Annotated in this window: 17 protein-coding genes and 1 rRNA gene; 5 read left to right on the forward strand and 13 right to left on the reverse strand. The window is 34.4% G+C overall.

What is annotated here, in order from left to right; all coding sequences use genetic code 11:
* The 7 genes from J3U14_RS04100 to murA form a co-directional block, all read right to left on the reverse strand.
* Window positions 1-62 (reverse strand): 16S ribosomal RNA (locus J3U14_RS04100); the annotation flags it as partial.
* Window positions 63-650: 588 nt separating this feature from the next.
* Window positions 651-1724: an acyltransferase family protein gene (locus J3U14_RS04105; protein ID WP_267350464.1), complete on the reverse strand. Its 1074-nt coding sequence runs from the start codon at window positions 1722-1724 to the stop codon at window positions 651-653.
* Between the two features lie 118 nt (window positions 1725-1842).
* The gene (locus J3U14_RS04110) at window positions 1843-2097 is read right to left on the reverse strand and encodes a GNAT family N-acetyltransferase (RefSeq protein ID WP_267350462.1); all 255 of its coding nucleotides are present in this window, start codon (window positions 2095-2097) and stop codon (window positions 1843-1845) included.
* Between the two features lie 368 nt (window positions 2098-2465).
* The gene (pfkA, locus tag J3U14_RS04115; protein ID WP_220216427.1) at window positions 2466-3428 is read right to left on the reverse strand and encodes a 6-phosphofructokinase; all 963 of its coding nucleotides are present in this window, start codon (window positions 3426-3428) and stop codon (window positions 2466-2468) included.
* Window positions 3429-3515: 87 nt separating this feature from the next.
* Window positions 3516-4421 carry a cation diffusion facilitator family transporter gene (locus J3U14_RS04120; RefSeq protein ID WP_267350459.1) on the reverse strand — a complete coding sequence of 302 codons (906 nt, stop codon included), beginning with the start codon at window positions 4419-4421 and terminating at the stop codon, window positions 3516-3518.
* An 11-nt stretch (window positions 4422-4432) separates the two neighbouring features.
* Window positions 4433-5008: a DJ-1 family glyoxalase III gene (locus tag J3U14_RS04125; protein WP_267350457.1), complete on the reverse strand. Its 576-nt coding sequence runs from the start codon at window positions 5006-5008 to the stop codon at window positions 4433-4435.
* A 50-nt stretch (window positions 5009-5058) separates the two neighbouring features.
* Entirely contained in the window at window positions 5059-6318 is a 1260-nt protein-coding gene (gene murA / locus J3U14_RS04130; protein WP_267350456.1) for a UDP-N-acetylglucosamine 1-carboxyvinyltransferase, read from the reverse strand.
* A gap of 306 nt (window positions 6319-6624) precedes the next feature.
* Between murA and J3U14_RS04135 the strand changes: the two genes are divergently transcribed.
* From J3U14_RS04135 to can, 4 genes are all read left to right on the forward strand, one after another.
* Window positions 6625-6822: a YbdD/YjiX family protein gene (locus J3U14_RS04135; protein ID WP_065558673.1), complete on the forward strand. Its 198-nt coding sequence runs from the start codon at window positions 6625-6627 to the stop codon at window positions 6820-6822.
* 16 nt (window positions 6823-6838) lie between these two features.
* Window positions 6839-7879, forward strand: coding sequence for a CobW family GTP-binding protein (locus J3U14_RS04140; RefSeq protein ID WP_267350455.1), 1041 nt, complete (start codon window positions 6839-6841; stop codon window positions 7877-7879).
* A gap of 378 nt (window positions 7880-8257) precedes the next feature.
* Window positions 8258-9316, forward strand: a complete 1059-nt coding sequence (locus J3U14_RS04145; protein WP_267350454.1) for an FAD-binding protein — start codon at window positions 8258-8260, stop codon at window positions 9314-9316.
* An 80-nt stretch (window positions 9317-9396) separates the two neighbouring features.
* A complete protein-coding gene (can, locus tag J3U14_RS04150; protein ID WP_065558670.1) occupies window positions 9397-10056 on the forward strand; it encodes a carbonate dehydratase in 660 nt (219 codons plus the stop codon).
* 14 nt (window positions 10057-10070) lie between these two features.
* On the opposite strand, the gene nrdG is transcribed toward can, so the two are convergent.
* The 5 genes from nrdG to trxA all read right to left on the reverse strand — a co-directional run bounded on the left by nrdG (window position 10071) and on the right by trxA (window position 16641).
* On the reverse strand, window positions 10071-10535 hold the full coding sequence (gene nrdG, locus J3U14_RS04155; RefSeq protein WP_267350452.1) for an anaerobic ribonucleoside-triphosphate reductase-activating protein: 465 nt from the start codon (window positions 10533-10535) through the stop codon (window positions 10071-10073).
* A gap of 17 nt (window positions 10536-10552) precedes the next feature.
* The gene (nrdD, locus tag J3U14_RS04160) at window positions 10553-12688 is read right to left on the reverse strand and encodes an anaerobic ribonucleoside-triphosphate reductase (RefSeq protein ID WP_267350450.1); all 2136 of its coding nucleotides are present in this window, start codon (window positions 12686-12688) and stop codon (window positions 10553-10555) included.
* Between the two features lie 378 nt (window positions 12689-13066).
* Window positions 13067-14482, reverse strand: a complete 1416-nt coding sequence (gene gndA, locus J3U14_RS04165) for an NADP-dependent phosphogluconate dehydrogenase (RefSeq protein WP_267350448.1) — start codon at window positions 14480-14482, stop codon at window positions 13067-13069.
* A 179-nt stretch (window positions 14483-14661) separates the two neighbouring features.
* The gene (rho, locus tag J3U14_RS04170) at window positions 14662-15924 is read right to left on the reverse strand and encodes a transcription termination factor Rho (protein WP_025314498.1); all 1263 of its coding nucleotides are present in this window, start codon (window positions 15922-15924) and stop codon (window positions 14662-14664) included.
* Window positions 15925-16314: 390 nt separating this feature from the next.
* Window positions 16315-16641 carry a thioredoxin TrxA gene (gene trxA / locus J3U14_RS04175; protein ID WP_267350445.1) on the reverse strand — a complete coding sequence of 109 codons (327 nt, stop codon included), beginning with the start codon at window positions 16639-16641 and terminating at the stop codon, window positions 16315-16317.
* Window positions 16642-16795: 154 nt separating this feature from the next.
* On the opposite strand from trxA, the gene rhlB reads away from it, so the two are divergent.
* On the forward strand, window positions 16796-18025 hold the full coding sequence (rhlB, locus tag J3U14_RS04180; RefSeq protein ID WP_267350474.1) for an ATP-dependent RNA helicase RhlB: 1230 nt from the start codon (window positions 16796-16798) through the stop codon (window positions 18023-18025).
* Between the two features lie 122 nt (window positions 18026-18147).
* Here the strand turns inward: rhlB and J3U14_RS04185 are convergent, their stop codons facing one another.
* Window positions 18148-18762 (reverse strand): TfoX/Sxy family protein, encoded by a 615-nt coding sequence (locus J3U14_RS04185; protein WP_267350444.1) that lies wholly within the window; start codon window positions 18760-18762, stop codon window positions 18148-18150.
* Window positions 18763-19005: the final 243 nt, after the last annotated feature.

Below are 19005 nucleotides of genomic sequence, written 5' to 3' on the forward strand. Positions count from 1 at the left end.
ACTTGCATGTGTTAAGCCTGCCGCCAGCGTTCAATCTGAGCCATGATCAAACTCTTCAATTTAAAGTTTGATGCTCAATAACTGTCTCTGACATATTCAAATGAATCTTCAGTGTCACTTATCAAGACTTAATTTTTTCAGTCCGTAGACTTTATTCTTTCGTCTCGCAAGTGCCCACACAGATTGTCTGTTTCTTCTTTTTAAAGAGCTGACAGTTTTTTTTCGCTTTTACTGTCTCAAGGGCTGCGTATACTACGCTACACCTTTTTATTCGTCAAGATCTTTTTTCAAAATTTTTGATCCTGCTCACTAACCTCTTGTTCCGCCTGCTTTCGCTGACGCCGTGTCAGTGGATGCGCATTATAGAGCCTTAAAAAAATCATGCAAGCAATTATTTCAAATTTTTGTGCGTTTGTTTCATATTTATTCAAAGCCATTTACGATAAATTTTTGACATAAAACAAACCAAACTGATAAGGTCTTGCAAAAACAATTTGCTAGATAATTATCATTACATTTCTATTCATTCACCTTACCATAGCAACAATAATTACTTTACTTAATGCTTCTTATTTAAAAAAACTGTTGTGGCAATCCTTTTTATTTTTTAAACCCATAATTTTTTTATCCAAGCTTAATTAAAGTTAACGTTAGCGAATACTACCTATGACATAAACTGATTTATCTTTTAATATAAATTTTATTATACAAGCAACCAGCACACTGAACGCCAATGTGAATATTAATAAACAAACTGCAACAATTGCAGCTAATTCACCATTTTCTGTTTTAAGAATACTGCCCAGTTGTGAAACTTGAATTAATTTTAAAAGCTCAATAATGATTATTTGATGAATAAAATAAATTGGAAAACTTATATTAGCCATAAATGAGAAAAATTTATAAACCATCCCGTCATTCGTTTTATGATTCAATCTATCTAAAAAATAGAGTGCTAACATAAATAGGATAATTTTTTGCAACGTATCAAGCCAAAGTTTTTCGACACCAAGATTATCAACATAACGCCCAACAAAAGTGACAAAAAAGCACAATCCTAAAAAAGCCATAATCAGATATAAGTTATTTTTAATTGCTTTGATGATTGTTTCATAATGTTGTCTAGTCATCATTCCGATTAAATAGACAGGGCCATAATGTAATAAATTTAGTAGGGGTTTAGTAAAGTCAGGTTTTGTGAACATAACAACCCAAAACATACATATCAGACCGGCAACAATCAAATTCTTTTGTGATAACTTATAAAACAGAGGCGCCATGATATAAATAATGATAATCATTGGGATGAACCAGAGCGGTAATAACTGCGAACCGGTTAGCATCATGATAGTAATCTGACTTATAACACTCGTTTGCGTAACAGAAAAAAACGGCAATTGTGATAATTGTTGATAATGAAAAAAAAGAAAACAAAATATAGATACAGAGATATAAGGACAGACAACCGTTTTAAATTTGGATAAGTAATATGTTTTTGTATTATATTTGTAAGTTAAATGTTGAAATAGAAATCCTGCAATTAACACAAAAAAAGTTGTGAAATTAAAAGCAAATAAATTTAAAAACGAGTAAAGATAACTATTTTCAATTAAGGTTTTATTATTGATAAATACACCTAAGCAATGACTGAAGACAATCATCATAATTGCAACGCCGCGTAATACGTGGATGGAGTGAATTTTTTGAGCTTTTACAGTTGTCATTTTTAATAGTAATGATAGAAAATATATAATTCTCTATACTGTATCATATAATTAAACGACAATAATAAGTATTTATAAAAACGAAGATAAACAGTTATCAAAGAAATGTTAGATTGTATTAATGTTCTCTATTTAATTTCTTTGCAGCAAACGAACAGATAGGAATGATTTCTCGATGTTCTTCAGTTAATTTTTTGACAGTAAGATCGAGTAATTTATCAGCCAAACCATGACCACGATAACTTGAATCCACAAAAGTGTGATTAATTGTCGCTTTGTCTTGACCAATACGAGAAAATGTCATTTCTGCTATTTCTTTATCATTATCAAGAATATAAAATCTTTCTGGGTCTTCTTTATAGATAAGTGACATACGCTTCTCCTTACATTTGGGATAATAAGTATAGAGTGTAAAATTATTTGTTTATGATGTTACCAACTTATTTATATTAAGGAATTTTATTTAGATTTTGCAGTTATTCTTTTCGGAGTTAACGACCCTTCGTTAACATGATTTTTATCGATTATTTATGGATAATATTAACTTTGTTGAATTTATATTGAAATTTTTTAAATCATATAAATTTAAAAAGTAGAACGGTAATTAACTTGATCCATTAACACATCATTTTATATTTCATAGGTGAACTTTTGATATAAACGTAATATTCCCATTATATTCAATTATTCACCTTCATTTGATTTACCATTTGTTGATATTTTTAAAGATTACTGTACATTCTAAAATAGACGTTTAGCAACATTATATAATTCCATATCAAACGGACGTTTCATTGTATTAATTGCTTCTATGATGTCGTGATGAACTAATTTACCATTTTGTACACCTACACAGCGTCCAGCATGACCTTGTAGCAACAACTCGACAGCGAAAGCCCCCATACGAGAACCTAAAATACGATCGTAAGGAACCGGTGAACCACCTCGTTGAACATGACCAAGCACAGTAGCTCGAGTTTCATGATGTACAGCAGCTTCAATATCAGCTGCAAGCTGATTAACATCACACATATGCTCAGTAACAGTTACAATAGCATGTTTTTTACCCTTAGCAAAACCGAGTTTAATTTCTTCAATTAAGTCTTCTTTAGTATAAGAAACTTCAGGGATAATCATGAATTCACAACCGCCAGCCACAGCTGCATTTAAAGTTAAATCACCACAATCACGTCCCATAATCTCAATCACTGAAATACGATGATGAGAAGAACAAGTATCACGCAATCTATCGATAGCTTCGACGGCGGTGCTAAGTGCAGTAAAATAGCCAATTGTATAATCCGTGCCACGAATGTCATTATCAATTGTGCCGGGTAAACCAATACAAGGGAATCCTTCTTCAGTTAATCGCATTGCTCCCATATAAGAACCGTCACCGCCAATGACTACTAATGCATCGATTTGGTGTTTTTGCAGATTCGCTATTGCTTTTTTTCTCACCTCTTTATCTTTAAATTCAGGAAATCTCGCTGAACCTAAAAATGTACCGCCTCGTGTAATAATATCTGACACACTAGCACGATCTAATTGAGTAATTCGATCTTCACAAAGCCCTAAATATCCATCATGAATACCAAAAACATCCAATCCTTCCGTTAATGCCGTTCTAACCACACCACGAATCGCAGCATTCATCCCTGGCGCATCACCACCACTGGTTAAGATACCAATTTTTTTTATCATACAACATAACTCCAAATAATAATTAACTTTTAACTATTATAGAGTTTTAACAGATATCTAACAATAGAATATAAAAGCTATTTTTGGTTATAATTTATCACTCATTTTTTCAGCAGGAACAACCGATATAGGATCTTGATGAATAATGACTGTGGCAGGCGCAAATTCATTAGCAAGATGTTTTTCAACCGCATCGGTTATGGCATGCGCTTTTACTAATGGCATGTTATCATCAAGTTCAATGTGTAATTGAATAAATTTTACAGGTCCTGCTTGTCTGGTTTTTAAATCATGAAAACCATGTACTTGTGGAAATGATGCCACAATTTCTGCTATTTTTTGGTTGTCACTATCAGGCAATGCGCGATCAAGCAAATCTTGTATAGCATTGTAGGCAATATGGTAAGCATTATAGCAAATGAATAAAGCGATAAAAAAAGCAAATACAGCATCTGCATAAGTAATGCCATACCAACTTAAACAGAGTGCGATTACTACTGCGACATTCATAAACATATCCGAAGAGTAATGAAGCATGTCTGCTTTCACTGCTTTGCTTTGCGTAATTTTTATCACATATCGTTGATATAACACTAAGACACAAGTAATGACTGTCGAAATGACAGACACGATGATACCAAATAATGGAACCTCAAGTGCTGTAGGATGAACGATTGATTTAATGCTGGAAAGAAGCAAAATTGTCGCTGATCCAATAATAAACGTACTTTGTGCTAAAGCAGCAAGTGATTCTGCTTTACCATGACCAAAAGTATGATCATCATCAGCAGGTTTTAATGCATATCTCACAAGAAAGAAATTTAGACCGGATGCGATTAAATCTATACTTGAATCAAGCAGTGAAGCAAATAAACTAATTGAACCTGTGAACCAACACGTAACTAATTTGATAGTAATTAAGAAAATAGAAATTAAGACGGCACTTAATGTCGCTTTTTTAACTAATTTTTCGTACAAATGTGAATTTGACATTTGATACCTATTTATTGATAGGATTCAATTCCTGATGGTAGTACTAACTGTTCAGCAACTTCAGCCGCTTTATTTTTACCTAATAAAGCATCAATAATTTTTAAAGCAAAATCAATTGAAGTCGCAGGACCTTGGCTAGTAATGATTTTATATTGTTCGTCAAAGTATACTCTTTCGGCTTTCCAATGTTTAAATGCATCTTTAGTTGTTGGATAACCAGTCATATAAGCATGAGGGAATAAATGATGATATTGTAAAACCATTGCAGGAGATGCACAAATGGCCGCAACAATATTACCTGATTGATGTGTTTGTTTTAATTTTTCGATTAATTCAGGACAATCACGAAAATTTTCCGCACCTTTTAAACCACCCGGCAAGATAACCACATCAAAATCAGTGTGTTTAATTTCGGAAAATACTTTTTGTGCAAGGATAGTTACCCCACGAGAACACGCAACTTCACGTGAATGAGAAATACTTGCAGTAATAACTTTTATACCTGCACGGGTCAATAAGTCAATAGTGGTAACGGCCTCAGTTTCTTCACAACCTTCAGATAAGAATACTAATGCTTGTTTAGTCATTATTGTTCTCCTTTTAACATATCAACCGTTATCACAAAGACTTGATAGGATTAATTTACTTTAATCCTTTCAATTTTAGCGCCTAATTTTCTCAATTTATCTTCTATATTATCATAACCACGGTCGATATGGTAAATACGATCAACAATAGTTGAACCTTCAGCGATACAGCCCGCAAGAACTAAACTTGCTGAAGCGCGTAAATCAGTTGCCATGACTTGCGTTCCACTTAGTTTTTCAACACCGTGCGTAATTAATGTATTACCTTCAATTTCAGCTCTGGCACCCATACGCACAAGCTCAGGTACATGCATAAATCGATTTTCGAAAATCGTTTCTTTAATAATTCCCGTTCCTTGTGCAACCATATTTAATAGAGAAAATTGAGCTTGCATATCTGTTGGAAAGCCAGGATGTGGTGCGGTATGTATATTGACCGCCTTAGCACGTTTACCTTCCATATCCAAACATATCCAATCTTTGCCGGTTTCAATTTTTGCACCAGCTTCTTTCAACTTAGCAATGACGGCATCAAGTAGCGTTGGATCGGTTTTACGACATGTAATTTTACCTTTGGATATTGCCGCTGCAACAAGGAAAGTACCAGTTTCAATTCGGTCTGAAACAATCTCGTGTACGCCACCGCCTAAACGCTCAACACCTTCAATCTCGATACGAACAGTTCCTGCCCCCTTAATTTTTGCCCCTAACATATTTAAAAATTTGGCTGTATCAACTATTTCTGGTTCACAAGCTGCATTTTCAATAATCGTTTTACCCTCTGCTAAGGTGGCAGCAGACATAATAGTGACGGTAGCGCCAACACTTACTTTATCCATTACAATATGAGCACCTTTTAATCGTCCTTCAACCGAAGCCTTAACGTAGCCCTCATCTAAGGTAATTGTTGCGCCTAATTGTTGTAGGCCAGTGATATGTAAATCAACAGGTCTGGCGCCAATAGCACAACCACCCGGTAACGAAACTTGCCCTTGTCCAAAGCGCGCAACCAACGGTCCTAAAGCCCAAATTGATGCACGCATTGTTTTAACAAGTTCATAAGGAGCACAATAGTTATCGAGATGACGCGCATCAAGATGAATCGAACCATTACGTTGACATTTGACACCTAACTGACTTAATAATTCTAAAGTCGTATCAATATCTTTCAATTTAGGCACATTTTGAAGTTCAACTGGTTTTTCAGCTAAAATCGCTGCAAATAAAATTGGAAGCGCTGCATTTTTAGCGCCAGAAATAACGACTTCGCCATTAAGTGAGGTTGGACCTGTAACGTGAAACTTTTCCATTGTTAACTCTTATGTTTGATAAATTGGCAAATATTATAAAAGTTATTTGCTAATAGATAAATGAATTTTATAAGATATTCAAAAAAACCAACCTTATCATTATTTTCAAAAGGGATTTGTTAAAAACTTTCCCATATTGTTTATGAATTGATAAAATCCCTGCTAAACAATGATTGACTCAAATAAACAAGCACCTTATAGTTAAGTACTGTTATTTAGAGTAATCACCATTAAATTTGTCATATTTAGCGTGATATTATTACTTAACAAAAAACACAAAAAACAATTTTATTTAAGAGAAAACACATGTTTGATTCACTCGCAAAAGCTGGTAAGTACCTTGGACAAGCCGCTAAGTTAATGGTTGGTATTCCCGATTATGATACTTATGTTCAACATATGAAGTTGACCCATCCAGAACAAACGCCAATGACTTATGAAGAGTTTTTTAAAGAACGCCAAGAAGCACGTTATTCAGGCAAAGGTGGGTTTAAATGTTGTTAACAATTAAGAATATGTCATGACTGAGCAAATTAATTCTTCTTTACTTCCTGTCACGATATTAACAGGTTTTCTTGGTGCAGGAAAAACAACACTAATTAATTATTTATTAGAAAATAACCGCAACGAAAAAACAATTATTATCGAAAATGAATACGGGCTGGTGAATATTGACAGTAATTTGCTTAATGTCAGCACGGATATTCAAATTGTCGAAATTACTAATGGTTGTATTTGTTGTACCATTCAAGGCGAACTAACTGAGGCACTACATCAACTGCACGCTAAACGCATCGCAGGTGAATTACAGTTCGATCGTCTTATTATTGAAACGACAGGCCTTGCTGATCCTGCGCCAATCATACAAACATTTTTTATTGATGAATTGATTCGGGAAACGATTCAATTAGATGCAATAGTCACTTTAGTCGATGCTAAACACATACTAACACATCTTGATGATCATCGAGTCGCCCTTTCACAGATCGGTTTTGCAGATCGCATTATTTTAACAAAAACAGATTGTGTTGATGAAGAACAAAAAAATCACGTTATAAACCGACTTCACCATATTAATCATAAGGCAATGATAATTGAAGCGGTTAATGGTCAACTTCCAAAATCCTCATGGCTAGATATTCACGCATTCGATTTGAGTGATGAACTCACCATTAATCGAGGCTTGTTTGTCATTGACACAAGCCCAAAACACCAATCAGGCTTTAAACTCATTCCGTTAAAAAAATCTCATTCACTTAAAAATGATGAAATCTGTTCCTATCTTTTCGAAGCAAAACAACTTAATTTAAAAAAGATAGGTTCATTTATGGAACAACTTGTTGAGCAATATGGTAATGACATGTTGCGTTATAAAGGTGTACTGGCTATCAAAGGGAATGCTCAACGTTTAATAGTGCAAGGCGTTCATAAAGTAGTCGGATTTGATTATGGTTCGCCTTGGCAAAATGAACAAGAGAAAGTGTCGAAGTTAATCGTTATCAGTCGCCCCTTACCTTTTGACGAGTTGAATCAGGCATTTTTAAAAACCATGGAAATATAATCGTTAACTTACATTCAATAGGTTATTACATCAATTTATTCCGTTATTAAAAAATTATCTGGTTTTCACTCTTCTTTATTGCCATTTAATAACGGTTAAATTTTATTGACTTTTATGTAATAAAAATCCATTTTTTCAATTAATCGGAGACTTTTTTAATTCATTTGTTCCCTCTAATCAAAGCAAAAAAATATAACTTGCTTTCAACATAAATTTTTAGATTAGCTGAACTGAACTAGCTTTTTTACAAAAAGGTCTATTTACCGATCATTTGAAGACAAATCACATATCCTAAACCGCATACATAATAGTAATATTAAATCCAAATATGATAACATAGACCCAATTTATTATTTATAGGATAACTGACTTAATAGTATGGATTATGATATCGCAATTGTAGGTCTTGGACCTGCAGGCAGTACCTTAGCACGTTTACTTAGCCCATCATTTAAAATTATTGCATTTGATAAAAAACATCAATCCGGTAATGCAGGTTTTCATAAACCTTGTGGTGGATTACTCGCTAATGATGCACAAAAATCATTTATTCGGCAAAAACTGAATTTACCTACTGATATTTTGTCTGATCCGCAAATTTTCAGCGTAAAAACTTATGATCTACAGACTAATCTTATTCGTAATTATCAACGTACTTATGTTAGTTTCGATCGGCATAAATTCGATTTATGGTTGAAATCACTGATTCCACCCTCTGTTGAAGTGCATCACAATGCATTATGTAAAGAAGTAATGCGTATTATAGAAGGTTATCAAATTACTTATCTTGATGAAAATAACATAGAGCATAAAATCACAACTCGTTATGTTGTTGGCGCAGATGGCGCAAATTCACTAGTCAGACGAATGCGCTATCCTTCCCATTCAATAAGACAGTATGTTGCTATACAACAATGGTTTGCAGAAAAGCATCCCCATCCTTTTTATTCTTGTATTTTTGATAATCAATCAACCAATTGTTATGCTTGGAGCATTTCAAAAGACGGGTCATTTATTTTTGGTGGCGCATTTCCCAAAAAAACAGCCAATCAACATTTTGAAAATCTGAAAAAAAAATTAGCTCAGCAAGGATTTATTTTCGGAGAACCTCATAAGACAGAAAAATGCTTAGTGATTTATCCAAACCGCTTTCGTGATTTTTATACAGGAAACGAGAACATTTTTTTAATCGGTGAAGCAGCAGGATTTATTAGTGCCAGTTCTTTAGAGGGCATTAGTTATGCGCTTGATAGCGCCGAGATTTTAAGTAAGATCTTAAATAGCACTGATCCCGATCCAAATAAACGATATTATTTTAAAACTTTGCCGTTACGATTAAAGCTATACAGTAAAATAGTCAAAGCCAAAATATTAACTACCCCTTTTTGGCGTAAATTAATCATGAAAAGTAAAATTCAGCATATAAATATGGAATAAATTATATTAGACTGCATACTGTTAATTAAATAATAAATTAGTTTAATCATATCGATGAAATAAATTAGGAAATAATTATTATGTTTGACGTAAACGATTTAATTCGTTTTAATCACGAATGGTCAGAAAAGATTGAGCAGGAAGACCCTGAATTTTTTAAACAACTTGCAGTTAAACAAAACCCTAAATTTTTATGGATCGGCTGTTCGGATAGCCGTGTTCCAGCAGAAAAACTGATCAAACTCAAACCAGGAGAGATGTTTGTCCATAGAAATGTCGGTAATCAAGTAATTCACACAGATCTTAACTGTTTATCGGTCGTGCAATATGCTGTTGATGTGCTAAAAATTGAAGATATTATCGTTTGTGGTCATTTAGACTGTGGGGGCATTCGAGCTGCAGTCGAAAATCCAGATCTCGGTTTAATCAATAATTGGTTGTTACATATTCGTGACCTATGGTTTCGAAATAGTTCACTACTTGGTAAATTTGCGCCAGAACTTCGCATGGATATATTATGCGAATTAAATGTTATTGAACAGGTTTATAATTTAGGTCATTCAACCATTATTCAATCAGCATGGCAACGCGGTCAAAAAGTCAATTTGCATGGTTGGGTGTATGGCATTGATAATGGTAAGATTACCGATTTGCATATTACTTCATCAAGTAGCGAAAATCTTGAAATTAATTATCGGGAAGCGATTTCTTATCTTTTAAATTTACACAAAGATCAATAATTATTGGCTAAAATTTATTTGAAGCGGTAGATAATTTGATTACTGCTTCCTCGCCATAATAACTTTGGATCGGCTTGTTCTTGAACAAATTTGCCATCAATTAAGACATCAATATACGGGATAACAGCCTGTTGTTCGGGTGTTAACTCATCAAGTTTATAGCCTGTCCAAAGCCAAATATCTTTGTTATCACATTCTGTTTTTACACGTTTGACCAATTTTAAAATTGTTGGCACATTTTGAGGATGCAAAGGATCACCGCCAGAAAGCGATAATCCTTGACGTTTTATTTCTGTATCTTGTAAATCTTTGATGATTTGATCTTCTATTGACTGTGTAAATGGTAAACCCGAATCTAATGACCATGTACTTTTATTGTAGCAGCCACGACATTGATGAACGCAGCCAGCAACAAAAAGCGTACATCGAGTACCTTCACCATTTACAACATCAACAGGATAGTAACGATGATAGTTCATAAATAGGTAATAATTTTTTAACCAATTTGCCCATTATCCAAATGTTTAACACGACGTTTAACTTCTTCTTGTTTACCTGCATTAAATGGACGTGCATCGGGACTACCTAAATACCCACAAACACGGCGAGTTACTGAGACTTTAGCCGAATCATGATTACCACAACTTGGGCAAACAAACCCTTTGCTGGTACATGAAAATTCACCGGTATAACCACATTCATAACATTCATCAATTGGCGTATTAGTACCATAGTAAGGTACTCGAGAATAGCTATAATCCCAAACATCTTCTAACGCTTTAACATTGTTAATCATATTTGGATATTCACCGTAACAGATAAACCCACCATTTGCCACCGCAGGATACGCTTTTTCAAACTCAATCTTTTCGTACGGATTGACCTTTTTCTCAACGTCTAAATGGAAACTATTGGTATAGTAACCTTTATCTGTCACTCCTGGTATAACACCAAATTCAGCTGTATCAAGACGGCAAAAACGGTCACATAAGTTTTCACTTGGTGTACTGTACAAACTAAATCCGTAACCGGTTTCCTCTTTCCATTGCTCAACCGCTTTACGTAAATGTTCAACAATAGCTACACCTTTTTCTCGTAAAATTTCGCTATCAAAAGGATGTGTTTGATTGCCATATAACGCATTTAAAGTTTCATGAAGTCCAATATAACCAAGCGAAATTGAAGCTCGACCATTTTTGAAAATTTCAGATACACTATCATCTTCTTTTAGTCTTACGCCACATGCCCCTTCCATATATAAAATTGGTGCAACACGTGCTTTAACGCCATCCAGACGGGCAATACGTGTCATCAGGGCTTTTTTGCAAAGCGTTAAACGTTTATCTAAAAGTTCCCAAAAGCTTGCTTCATTACCTTTTGCTTCAATGGCAATACGTGGCAAGTTTAAACTAATCACACCTAAATTATTACGACCGTCATGAAGTTGTTCACCGTCTTCTTCATAAACACCTAAGAAGCTTCGACATCCCATAGGTGTTTTGAATGAACCAGTCACTTCAACAACTTTATCGTAGTTTAAAATATCAGGGTACATGCGTTTACTTGCACACTCTAATGCAAGTTGTTTAATATCGTAATTTTTGTCATCAGGTTGACGATTAATACCATCTTTAATAGCAAAAACAAGTTTAGGAAAAACTGCGGTTTTGTGATTTTTACCTAAACCTTTAATTCGTACTTTTAAAATGGATTCTTGAATTAAACGTGATTCCCAACTGGTACCTAAACCAAAGCCAAACGTTACAAAAGGGGTTTGACCATTAGCGGTGTGTAAGGTGTTGACTTCATATTCAAGCGATTGAAACGCATCATAACACTCTTTTTGTGTTCGACTTTCTGCATAAGCTTCAGGATTAGGAATATGCCATTCTTCAGCAATCTGTTTATGTTTTTGATAACTGATGGTTACAAATTTCGCTAATATTTCATCAATGCGATTGATTGTTGTTCCACCATAGATATGACTTGCAACTTGAGCAATTATTTGTGCGGTGACCGCAGTGGCAGTTGCAATAGATTTTGGTGGTTCAATTTCAGCGTTTCCCATTTTAAAACCATTGGTTAACATTCCATCTAAATCAATTAACATGCAGTTAAACATTGGAAAGAAAGGCGCATAATCTAAATCATGATAATGGATTTCACCAATATCATGAGCACGAGAAACATCTTTTGGTAACAAATACTGTTTGGCATAATGCTTTGCCACAATGCCTGCCAGTAAATCACGCTGAGTTGGAATCACTTTACTATCTTTATTGGCATTTTCGTTCAAAATAGCCACATTACTTTGTTCAATTAGCCCACGAATATCTTGATTTAAACGACTACGTTCTTCCCGAGCACGATCACGGTCGTGACGATATTCGATATAAGTTCTCGCTAATTTTTTATAAGGGCCTGACATTAATTGATTTTCAACAGCATTTTGAATTTCGTTGATATCAACGCTTTCGCGCTCGCTCATCTGGTTGGTCACCATACGAGCAACGTCAGCACAATAATCCGGGTCATTAACATTCGCTGCAACCGCAGCTTTAACTATAGCATCTTTAATTCGAGTCTCATTGAATGCAGTTTGACAACCATCGCGTTTGATAACTACAGGCATATATACTCCTCAATATTCATTAATAATTAGCGCTGGGGCAAGGTTTAGTTCACATATTAATATTCATTGTAATTATTAAGAATTATTCGTTTCTCGTAAGAATATTAAGTGTTTTTTGAGATAGACAGAGATTTTCACATAGCTTAAATAATACTATATATAGTAGATATATTGAGATTATACACCATATATTGTGTTTTTCTAGATATTTTACGAAATTAAATTACTTGACACGCTTCAAGCCAAGTACGACAAGTCTTTTGATATGTAAAGCCTAAAGATAAGAAAGGTTGTTTTGCAAAGAAATTTCAAGCACAAAGAAAAAGTGCAAGACTCACTTGCACTTTATTTTGTCAAACAGGAGTGATTTTTTATATTTTATGACTCATTATTCAACCAGTCCGTGTGGAAAACACCTTCTTTGTCGGTACGTTTATAAGTATGAGCACCAAAATAATCTCGTTGTGCTTGAATTAGATTAGCTGGTAATACTGCTGAACGATAGCTATCATAATATGCTATAGCGGCAGATAATGTCGGCACAGCAATCCCTTGTTGTACAGCTAAAGACACAACATCACGCAGTGATTGTTGATAAGCTTCAACGGTTTGCGTAAAGTATGGAGCGAGTAATAAATTATCAATCTCGTTATTCGCCGCATAGGCATCAGTGATTTTTTGTAAGAACTGAGCACGAATAATACAACCTGCTCTAAAGATTTTCGCAATTTCACCATAATTCAAGTTCCATTGATATTGATGAGAAGCGGCTTTTAATTGAGCGAAACCTTGAGCATAAGAGATAATTTTACCCATATAAAGTGCTTTACGGATTTTTTCAATTAACGCTTGTTTATCTCCCGAATAAGCAACCTGCTTCGGTCCGCTTAAAACTTTAGATGCCACAACACGTTGCTCTTTAATTGCTGAAAGGTAGCGTGCAAATACTGACTCAGTAATTAATGATAAGGGTTCACCTAAATCTAAAGCACTTTGACTAGTCCATTTACCCGTTCCTTTATTACCCGCTGCATCAAGAATCACATCCACTAAATAATTACCGTCTTTATCTTTATGTTTAAAGATATCAGCCGTAATTTCGATGAGATAACTATCTAATTCACCTTTGTTCCATTCAGTAAAAACTTGAGCAAGCTCGTCATTATTTAAACCTACTGCGTGTTTTAATAAAGAATAACTTTCAGCAATTAATTGCATGTCGCCATATTCAATACCGTTATGAGCCATTTTGACGTAATGACCTGCCCCATCTGGTCCGATATAGGTGACACAAGGCTCGCCATTTACTTTAGCGGCAATTTTTTCCAAGATTGGGGCAACTAATTCGTATGCTTCTTTTTGACCGCCTGGCATAATCGAAGGGCCTTTTAGTGCACCTTCTTCACCACCAGAAACACCAGCACCAATAAAGTTAAATCCTTCTTCAGAGAGTGTTTTATTACGGCGAATCGTATCTTCAAAATAAGCATTACCACCATCAATGATTATATCGCCTTTATCGAGTAAAGGACGTAACTCATCAATCACCGCATCAGTCCCTTTACCAGCTTGAACCATAATTAATATACGACGTGGTTTTTCCAAAGAATTAACAAAATCTTCAATCGTAAAGTAAGGAACCAATTGTTTATCGGAATGCTCGGCGACAACTTGCTCTGTTTTATCTTTAGAACGGTTGTAAATAGCAACAGAAAACCCACGACTTTCAATATTGAGCGCAAGGTTACGCCCCATGACCGCCATTCCAATAACACCGATTTGTTGTTTAGACATGATTTGGCTCCTTTATTTAATCTTATATAACCTTTCTAATAAGGTTTTTTAACAACATCCAAAACTTTAAATAAGTTTTATAAAATAAAATTATGCTATATTTGCCACAAAAAATGCCGTATCAGCATAGAATACGGCATTTTTATAACTTTACTGGTTTAACATCTCTACCCTAAAAATCATGAGCGTTTCATCATTTCAAAAAACTCGTCATTCGTTTTAGTCATGGCAAGTTTATCAATTAAAAACTCCATTGCATCGATTTCACCCATAGGGTTAAGAATCTTGCGTAAGATCCACATTTTTTGTAGTTCATCTGGTGAAGTCATTAAATCTTCTTTACGCGTACCTGAACGGTTAAAATCAATAGCCGGGAATACACGACGCTCAGCAATTTTACGAGATAAATGCACTTCCATATTACCCGTACCTTTAAACTCTTCGTAAATGACTTCGTCCATTTTTGAACCTGTGTCAATCAACGCAGTAGCAATAATCGTTAAACTCCCACCCTCTTCGACATTACGAGCAGCACCAAAAAAGCGTTTTGGACGATGTAACGCATTGGCATCTACACCACCGGTTAATACTTTACCCGATGACGGAACCACTGTGTTATAAGCTCGAGCTAAACGCGTAATAGAGTCTAACAAAATAATGACATCTTTTTTATGTTCAACTAAGCGTTTTGCTCGCTCAATAACCATTTCAGCAACTTGAACATGTCTTGCTGCTGGTTCGTCAAAGGTTGATGCTACCACTTCACCCTTAACTAAACGTTGCATTTCGGTAACTTCTTCTGGACGTTCATCAATCATCAATACGACCAGTTCACACTCAGGGTGATTAACTGCTAAGCTTTGAGCAATATTTTGCAACAACATTGTTTTACCCGCTTTCGGCGGAGCAACGATTAAACCACGTTGACCTTTACCAATTGGCGAAGCTAAATCAAGTACTCTGGCGGTGATATCTTCAGTTGATCCATTCCCACGTTCCATACGTAAACGAGAATTAGGATGAAGTGGAGTTAAGTTTTCGAAAAGAATTTTATTGCGGGCATCTTCAGGCTTGTCGTGATTGACTTCATTCACTTTTAACAAAGCAAAATAACGCTCGCCTTCCTTAGGCGGTCTGATTTTACCTGCTATGGTATCACCAGTCCTTAAATTGAATCGTCTAATTTGACTTGGTGAGACATAAATATCATCCGGCCCCGCTAAATAAGAGCTATCAGCTGAGCGTAAAAATCCGAATCCATCTTGCAAAATTTCAAGCACACCATCACCAAAAATATCTTCACCGCTTTTGGCATGTTGTTTAAGGATTGCAAAGATAATGTCTTGTTTTCTAAGACGGGCAAGATTTTCTAGCCCCATTGTTTTTTCACCAAGCGCTACTAGCTCGGAAACAGATGTGTTTTTTAATTCAGTTAAATTCATAATTTTAAAAATTCTTGAGGATAAAATTGATATGTTTGCAATTAATGTTATTTTTGTATATTCGTTTCATTTACTTATAAAAAAAATTCTCTCTCTGACAATACACAAATTCAATCTGTTATGAAGCTTTTAATGATAATTTAATATCTGAATATAGAATTTTCACCACTTTATCAAGAAAAACAATGAATTGTAGAAAGGGGTCTTCGTAAGAGCTAGCAATTTACACTAAAAACAGTAATATGTCTATAATAAATTCAGTTTGTTTTAATAAATTTGTAAATATTATTATTACAATAAGTAAATGAGTAAAAGAGTAATACGCAATTTAATTACTCTTTTTATGCTTTAGGTACTAAAATTAATTTATTCGAAAAATCTAAAACAACATTAAAGTTGTTCATCAATGAAACTTTTAAGTTGAGCTTTAGACAATACACCAACTTGAGTTGCAACCACTTGACCATTTTTAAAAATCAATAGTGTTGGGATGCCTCTAATACCAAATTTCGGTGCAATATTTGGGTTTTCTTGCACATCTAATTTTGCAATCACAATTTTATCACTATATTCTTGGGCAACTTCTTCTAAAATTGGGGCTAACATTTTACACGGCCCACACCATTCAGCCCAAAAATCAACCAATACAGGTTTTGTTGCTTCTTTGATTGTATTATCAAAAGTAGTTTCAGAAAGAGAAACAATATTATTGCTCATTTATTTTCTCCAAATATAGAATTACATGGTTTTATATTAGGATATTTTCGTTTTCTTCGCTAGTAATTATTATAATAGGGTATAATTATTAGTGATGACCGTAAGTTTAATATGTTATAATCCCACTATTCCGATAATTAAACTTAAAACCACAATGATTCAATCTTATCTAACAAAAACAACATTTAATCAATTTCCGCTTCATCCATTAGTGATTAAAGCACTTGAGAAAAAAGGGTTTGTTTATTGTACTCCAATTCAAGAACAAGCTTTACCCTTTACTACAAAAGGAATTGATATCGCCGGTCAAGGACAAACTGGAACAGGCAAAACAATGGCGTTTTTGGCATCAACATTTAACTACTTGTTGAATCATCAACCCTTGCCAGATCATAAAGCGAATCAACCTAGGGCTATCATTATTGCCCCAACGCGTGAATTAGTTGTGCAAATTTATCATGATGCAGAGTTATTATCTAAAGAAACCGGACTAAAATTGGGATTAGCCTATGGTGGTGATGGCTATGATAAACAATTAAAAATGTTATCCGCAGGTGTAGATATTTTAATTGCAACAACAGGTCGCTTAATTGATTATGCTAAACAAAAATATATCAATTTAGAATCAATTCAAGTTGTGGTTCTAGACGAAGCAGATCGTATGTTTGATCTCGGTTTTATTCGAGATGTACGTTGGATTTTTAAACATATGACACCACCCGAAAAACGCTTAACGATGTTATTTTCTGCAACATTAACACATAATGTGCGTGAACTTGCTTTTGAGCATATGAATAATCCTCAATATGTTGAAGTGGAACCAGAACAGAAAATCGGGCATCGTATTAAAGAAGAACTATTTTTCCCTTCCAATGAAGATAAATTAGCTTTATTGCAAACACTTATTGAAGAAGAATGGCCTGAGCGTTGTATCATATTTGCGAATACTAAAATTGCATGTGAAAAAATCTGGCGTCATTTAGTTGCTGATGGTCATCGAGTTGGGTTATTAACGGGTGATATTGCTCAGAAAAAACGTTTATCTATTTTGGAACAATTCACGCGAGGTGATATTGATATTCTCGTTGCAACAGATGTTGCAGCACGGGGATTACATATTCCGAATGTAACACATGTTTTTAACTATGATCTCCCTGATGATTGCGATGATTACCGTCACCGTATTGGTCGTACTGGACGAGCAGGTGCTGAAGGTAATTCAATTTCTTTAGCTTGTGAACGATACTCACAAAATTTGCCAGCCATTGAAAAAGCCATTGCGCATGCAATCCCTGTTAGTCAATATGATCCTTCGGCCTTGTTGACTGACTTACCAGCGCCAAAAGCGTTTAGACGTCCACCTAGAAGAAGATCATCTTCATAACTGATCTTTTGATCATCATAAATATAGTTATCTAAAATTATCATTAAACAGGAATGCTTTTTAGATAACTATAGTGATTATTTTATTTGTGCAATTAACACCCAAAAATGACGATTGAAATGTTAGTCTTTTTTTCGTTGCTTTAAAAAAGCTTGATATGCAGTCTCTATTGCATTTTTAGTCGTTTTTGATAATGATGCAACATGGCATCGATGCAATGAACCATATAAGACAAAAAGAATATTTTTAGAGATTTCAGCTTTTTTAGACTTAATTTTATGATAGGTTTCTAAATAACCTATTTTACGATAAGTCTCGACATCTTTAATTCCTACACTACACAATAATCGTTCTAATGACAATGTCATATTGGGTAGCTCTTTTATTCGATTCGTTTTTATTTCGTTTTTTTCATGTTTTTCTTGTTTAGCATATTCAATTGCCATTTTAGCCAATGAATGTAGTTTTGGCAGATCATTGAGCCACTCATCCTTAACTTTATAATAATCAAGTAATTTGGTTAAAACACCTGATGATAACGTTAGCGGTTGCATACCTTGTTCAATAAAGAATGAACGGTATGATGTATGTCCTCTTAAATAAAAATCCGTTTGACTTATCCATCCAAACATTGTTGTATCGCTACTAATGCTGAACCCACCAAAAAAGGTTTTAATTGAAATGCCACTAAAGCCAGAGAATTTTGTTAATATTTGATTTGCAAAGGTTGAACTCATATTTTATTTCCATTTTTTTACTTAATTCTGTACTAAATCACTTAACCAACTTAATAATCAAATCAAAACTATCGTATTTTACTCAATACTCCAACTAATTTTCGTATCCATTAATCATTATTGCGATCTGTCTTCCATAATTAGACAAAAGTTATTAATTATCGAAAGATTTATTGTTATTACTGACAAATATCAAAAAAAGTGTTGCAATTGTAAATTTTAGGTGTATTTCGCCCCAGAATT

The organism is Gilliamella sp. B3801 (assembly GCF_026536645.1).
GTDB classification, from domain to species: domain Bacteria; phylum Pseudomonadota; class Gammaproteobacteria; order Enterobacterales; family Orbaceae; genus Gilliamella; species Gilliamella apicola_I.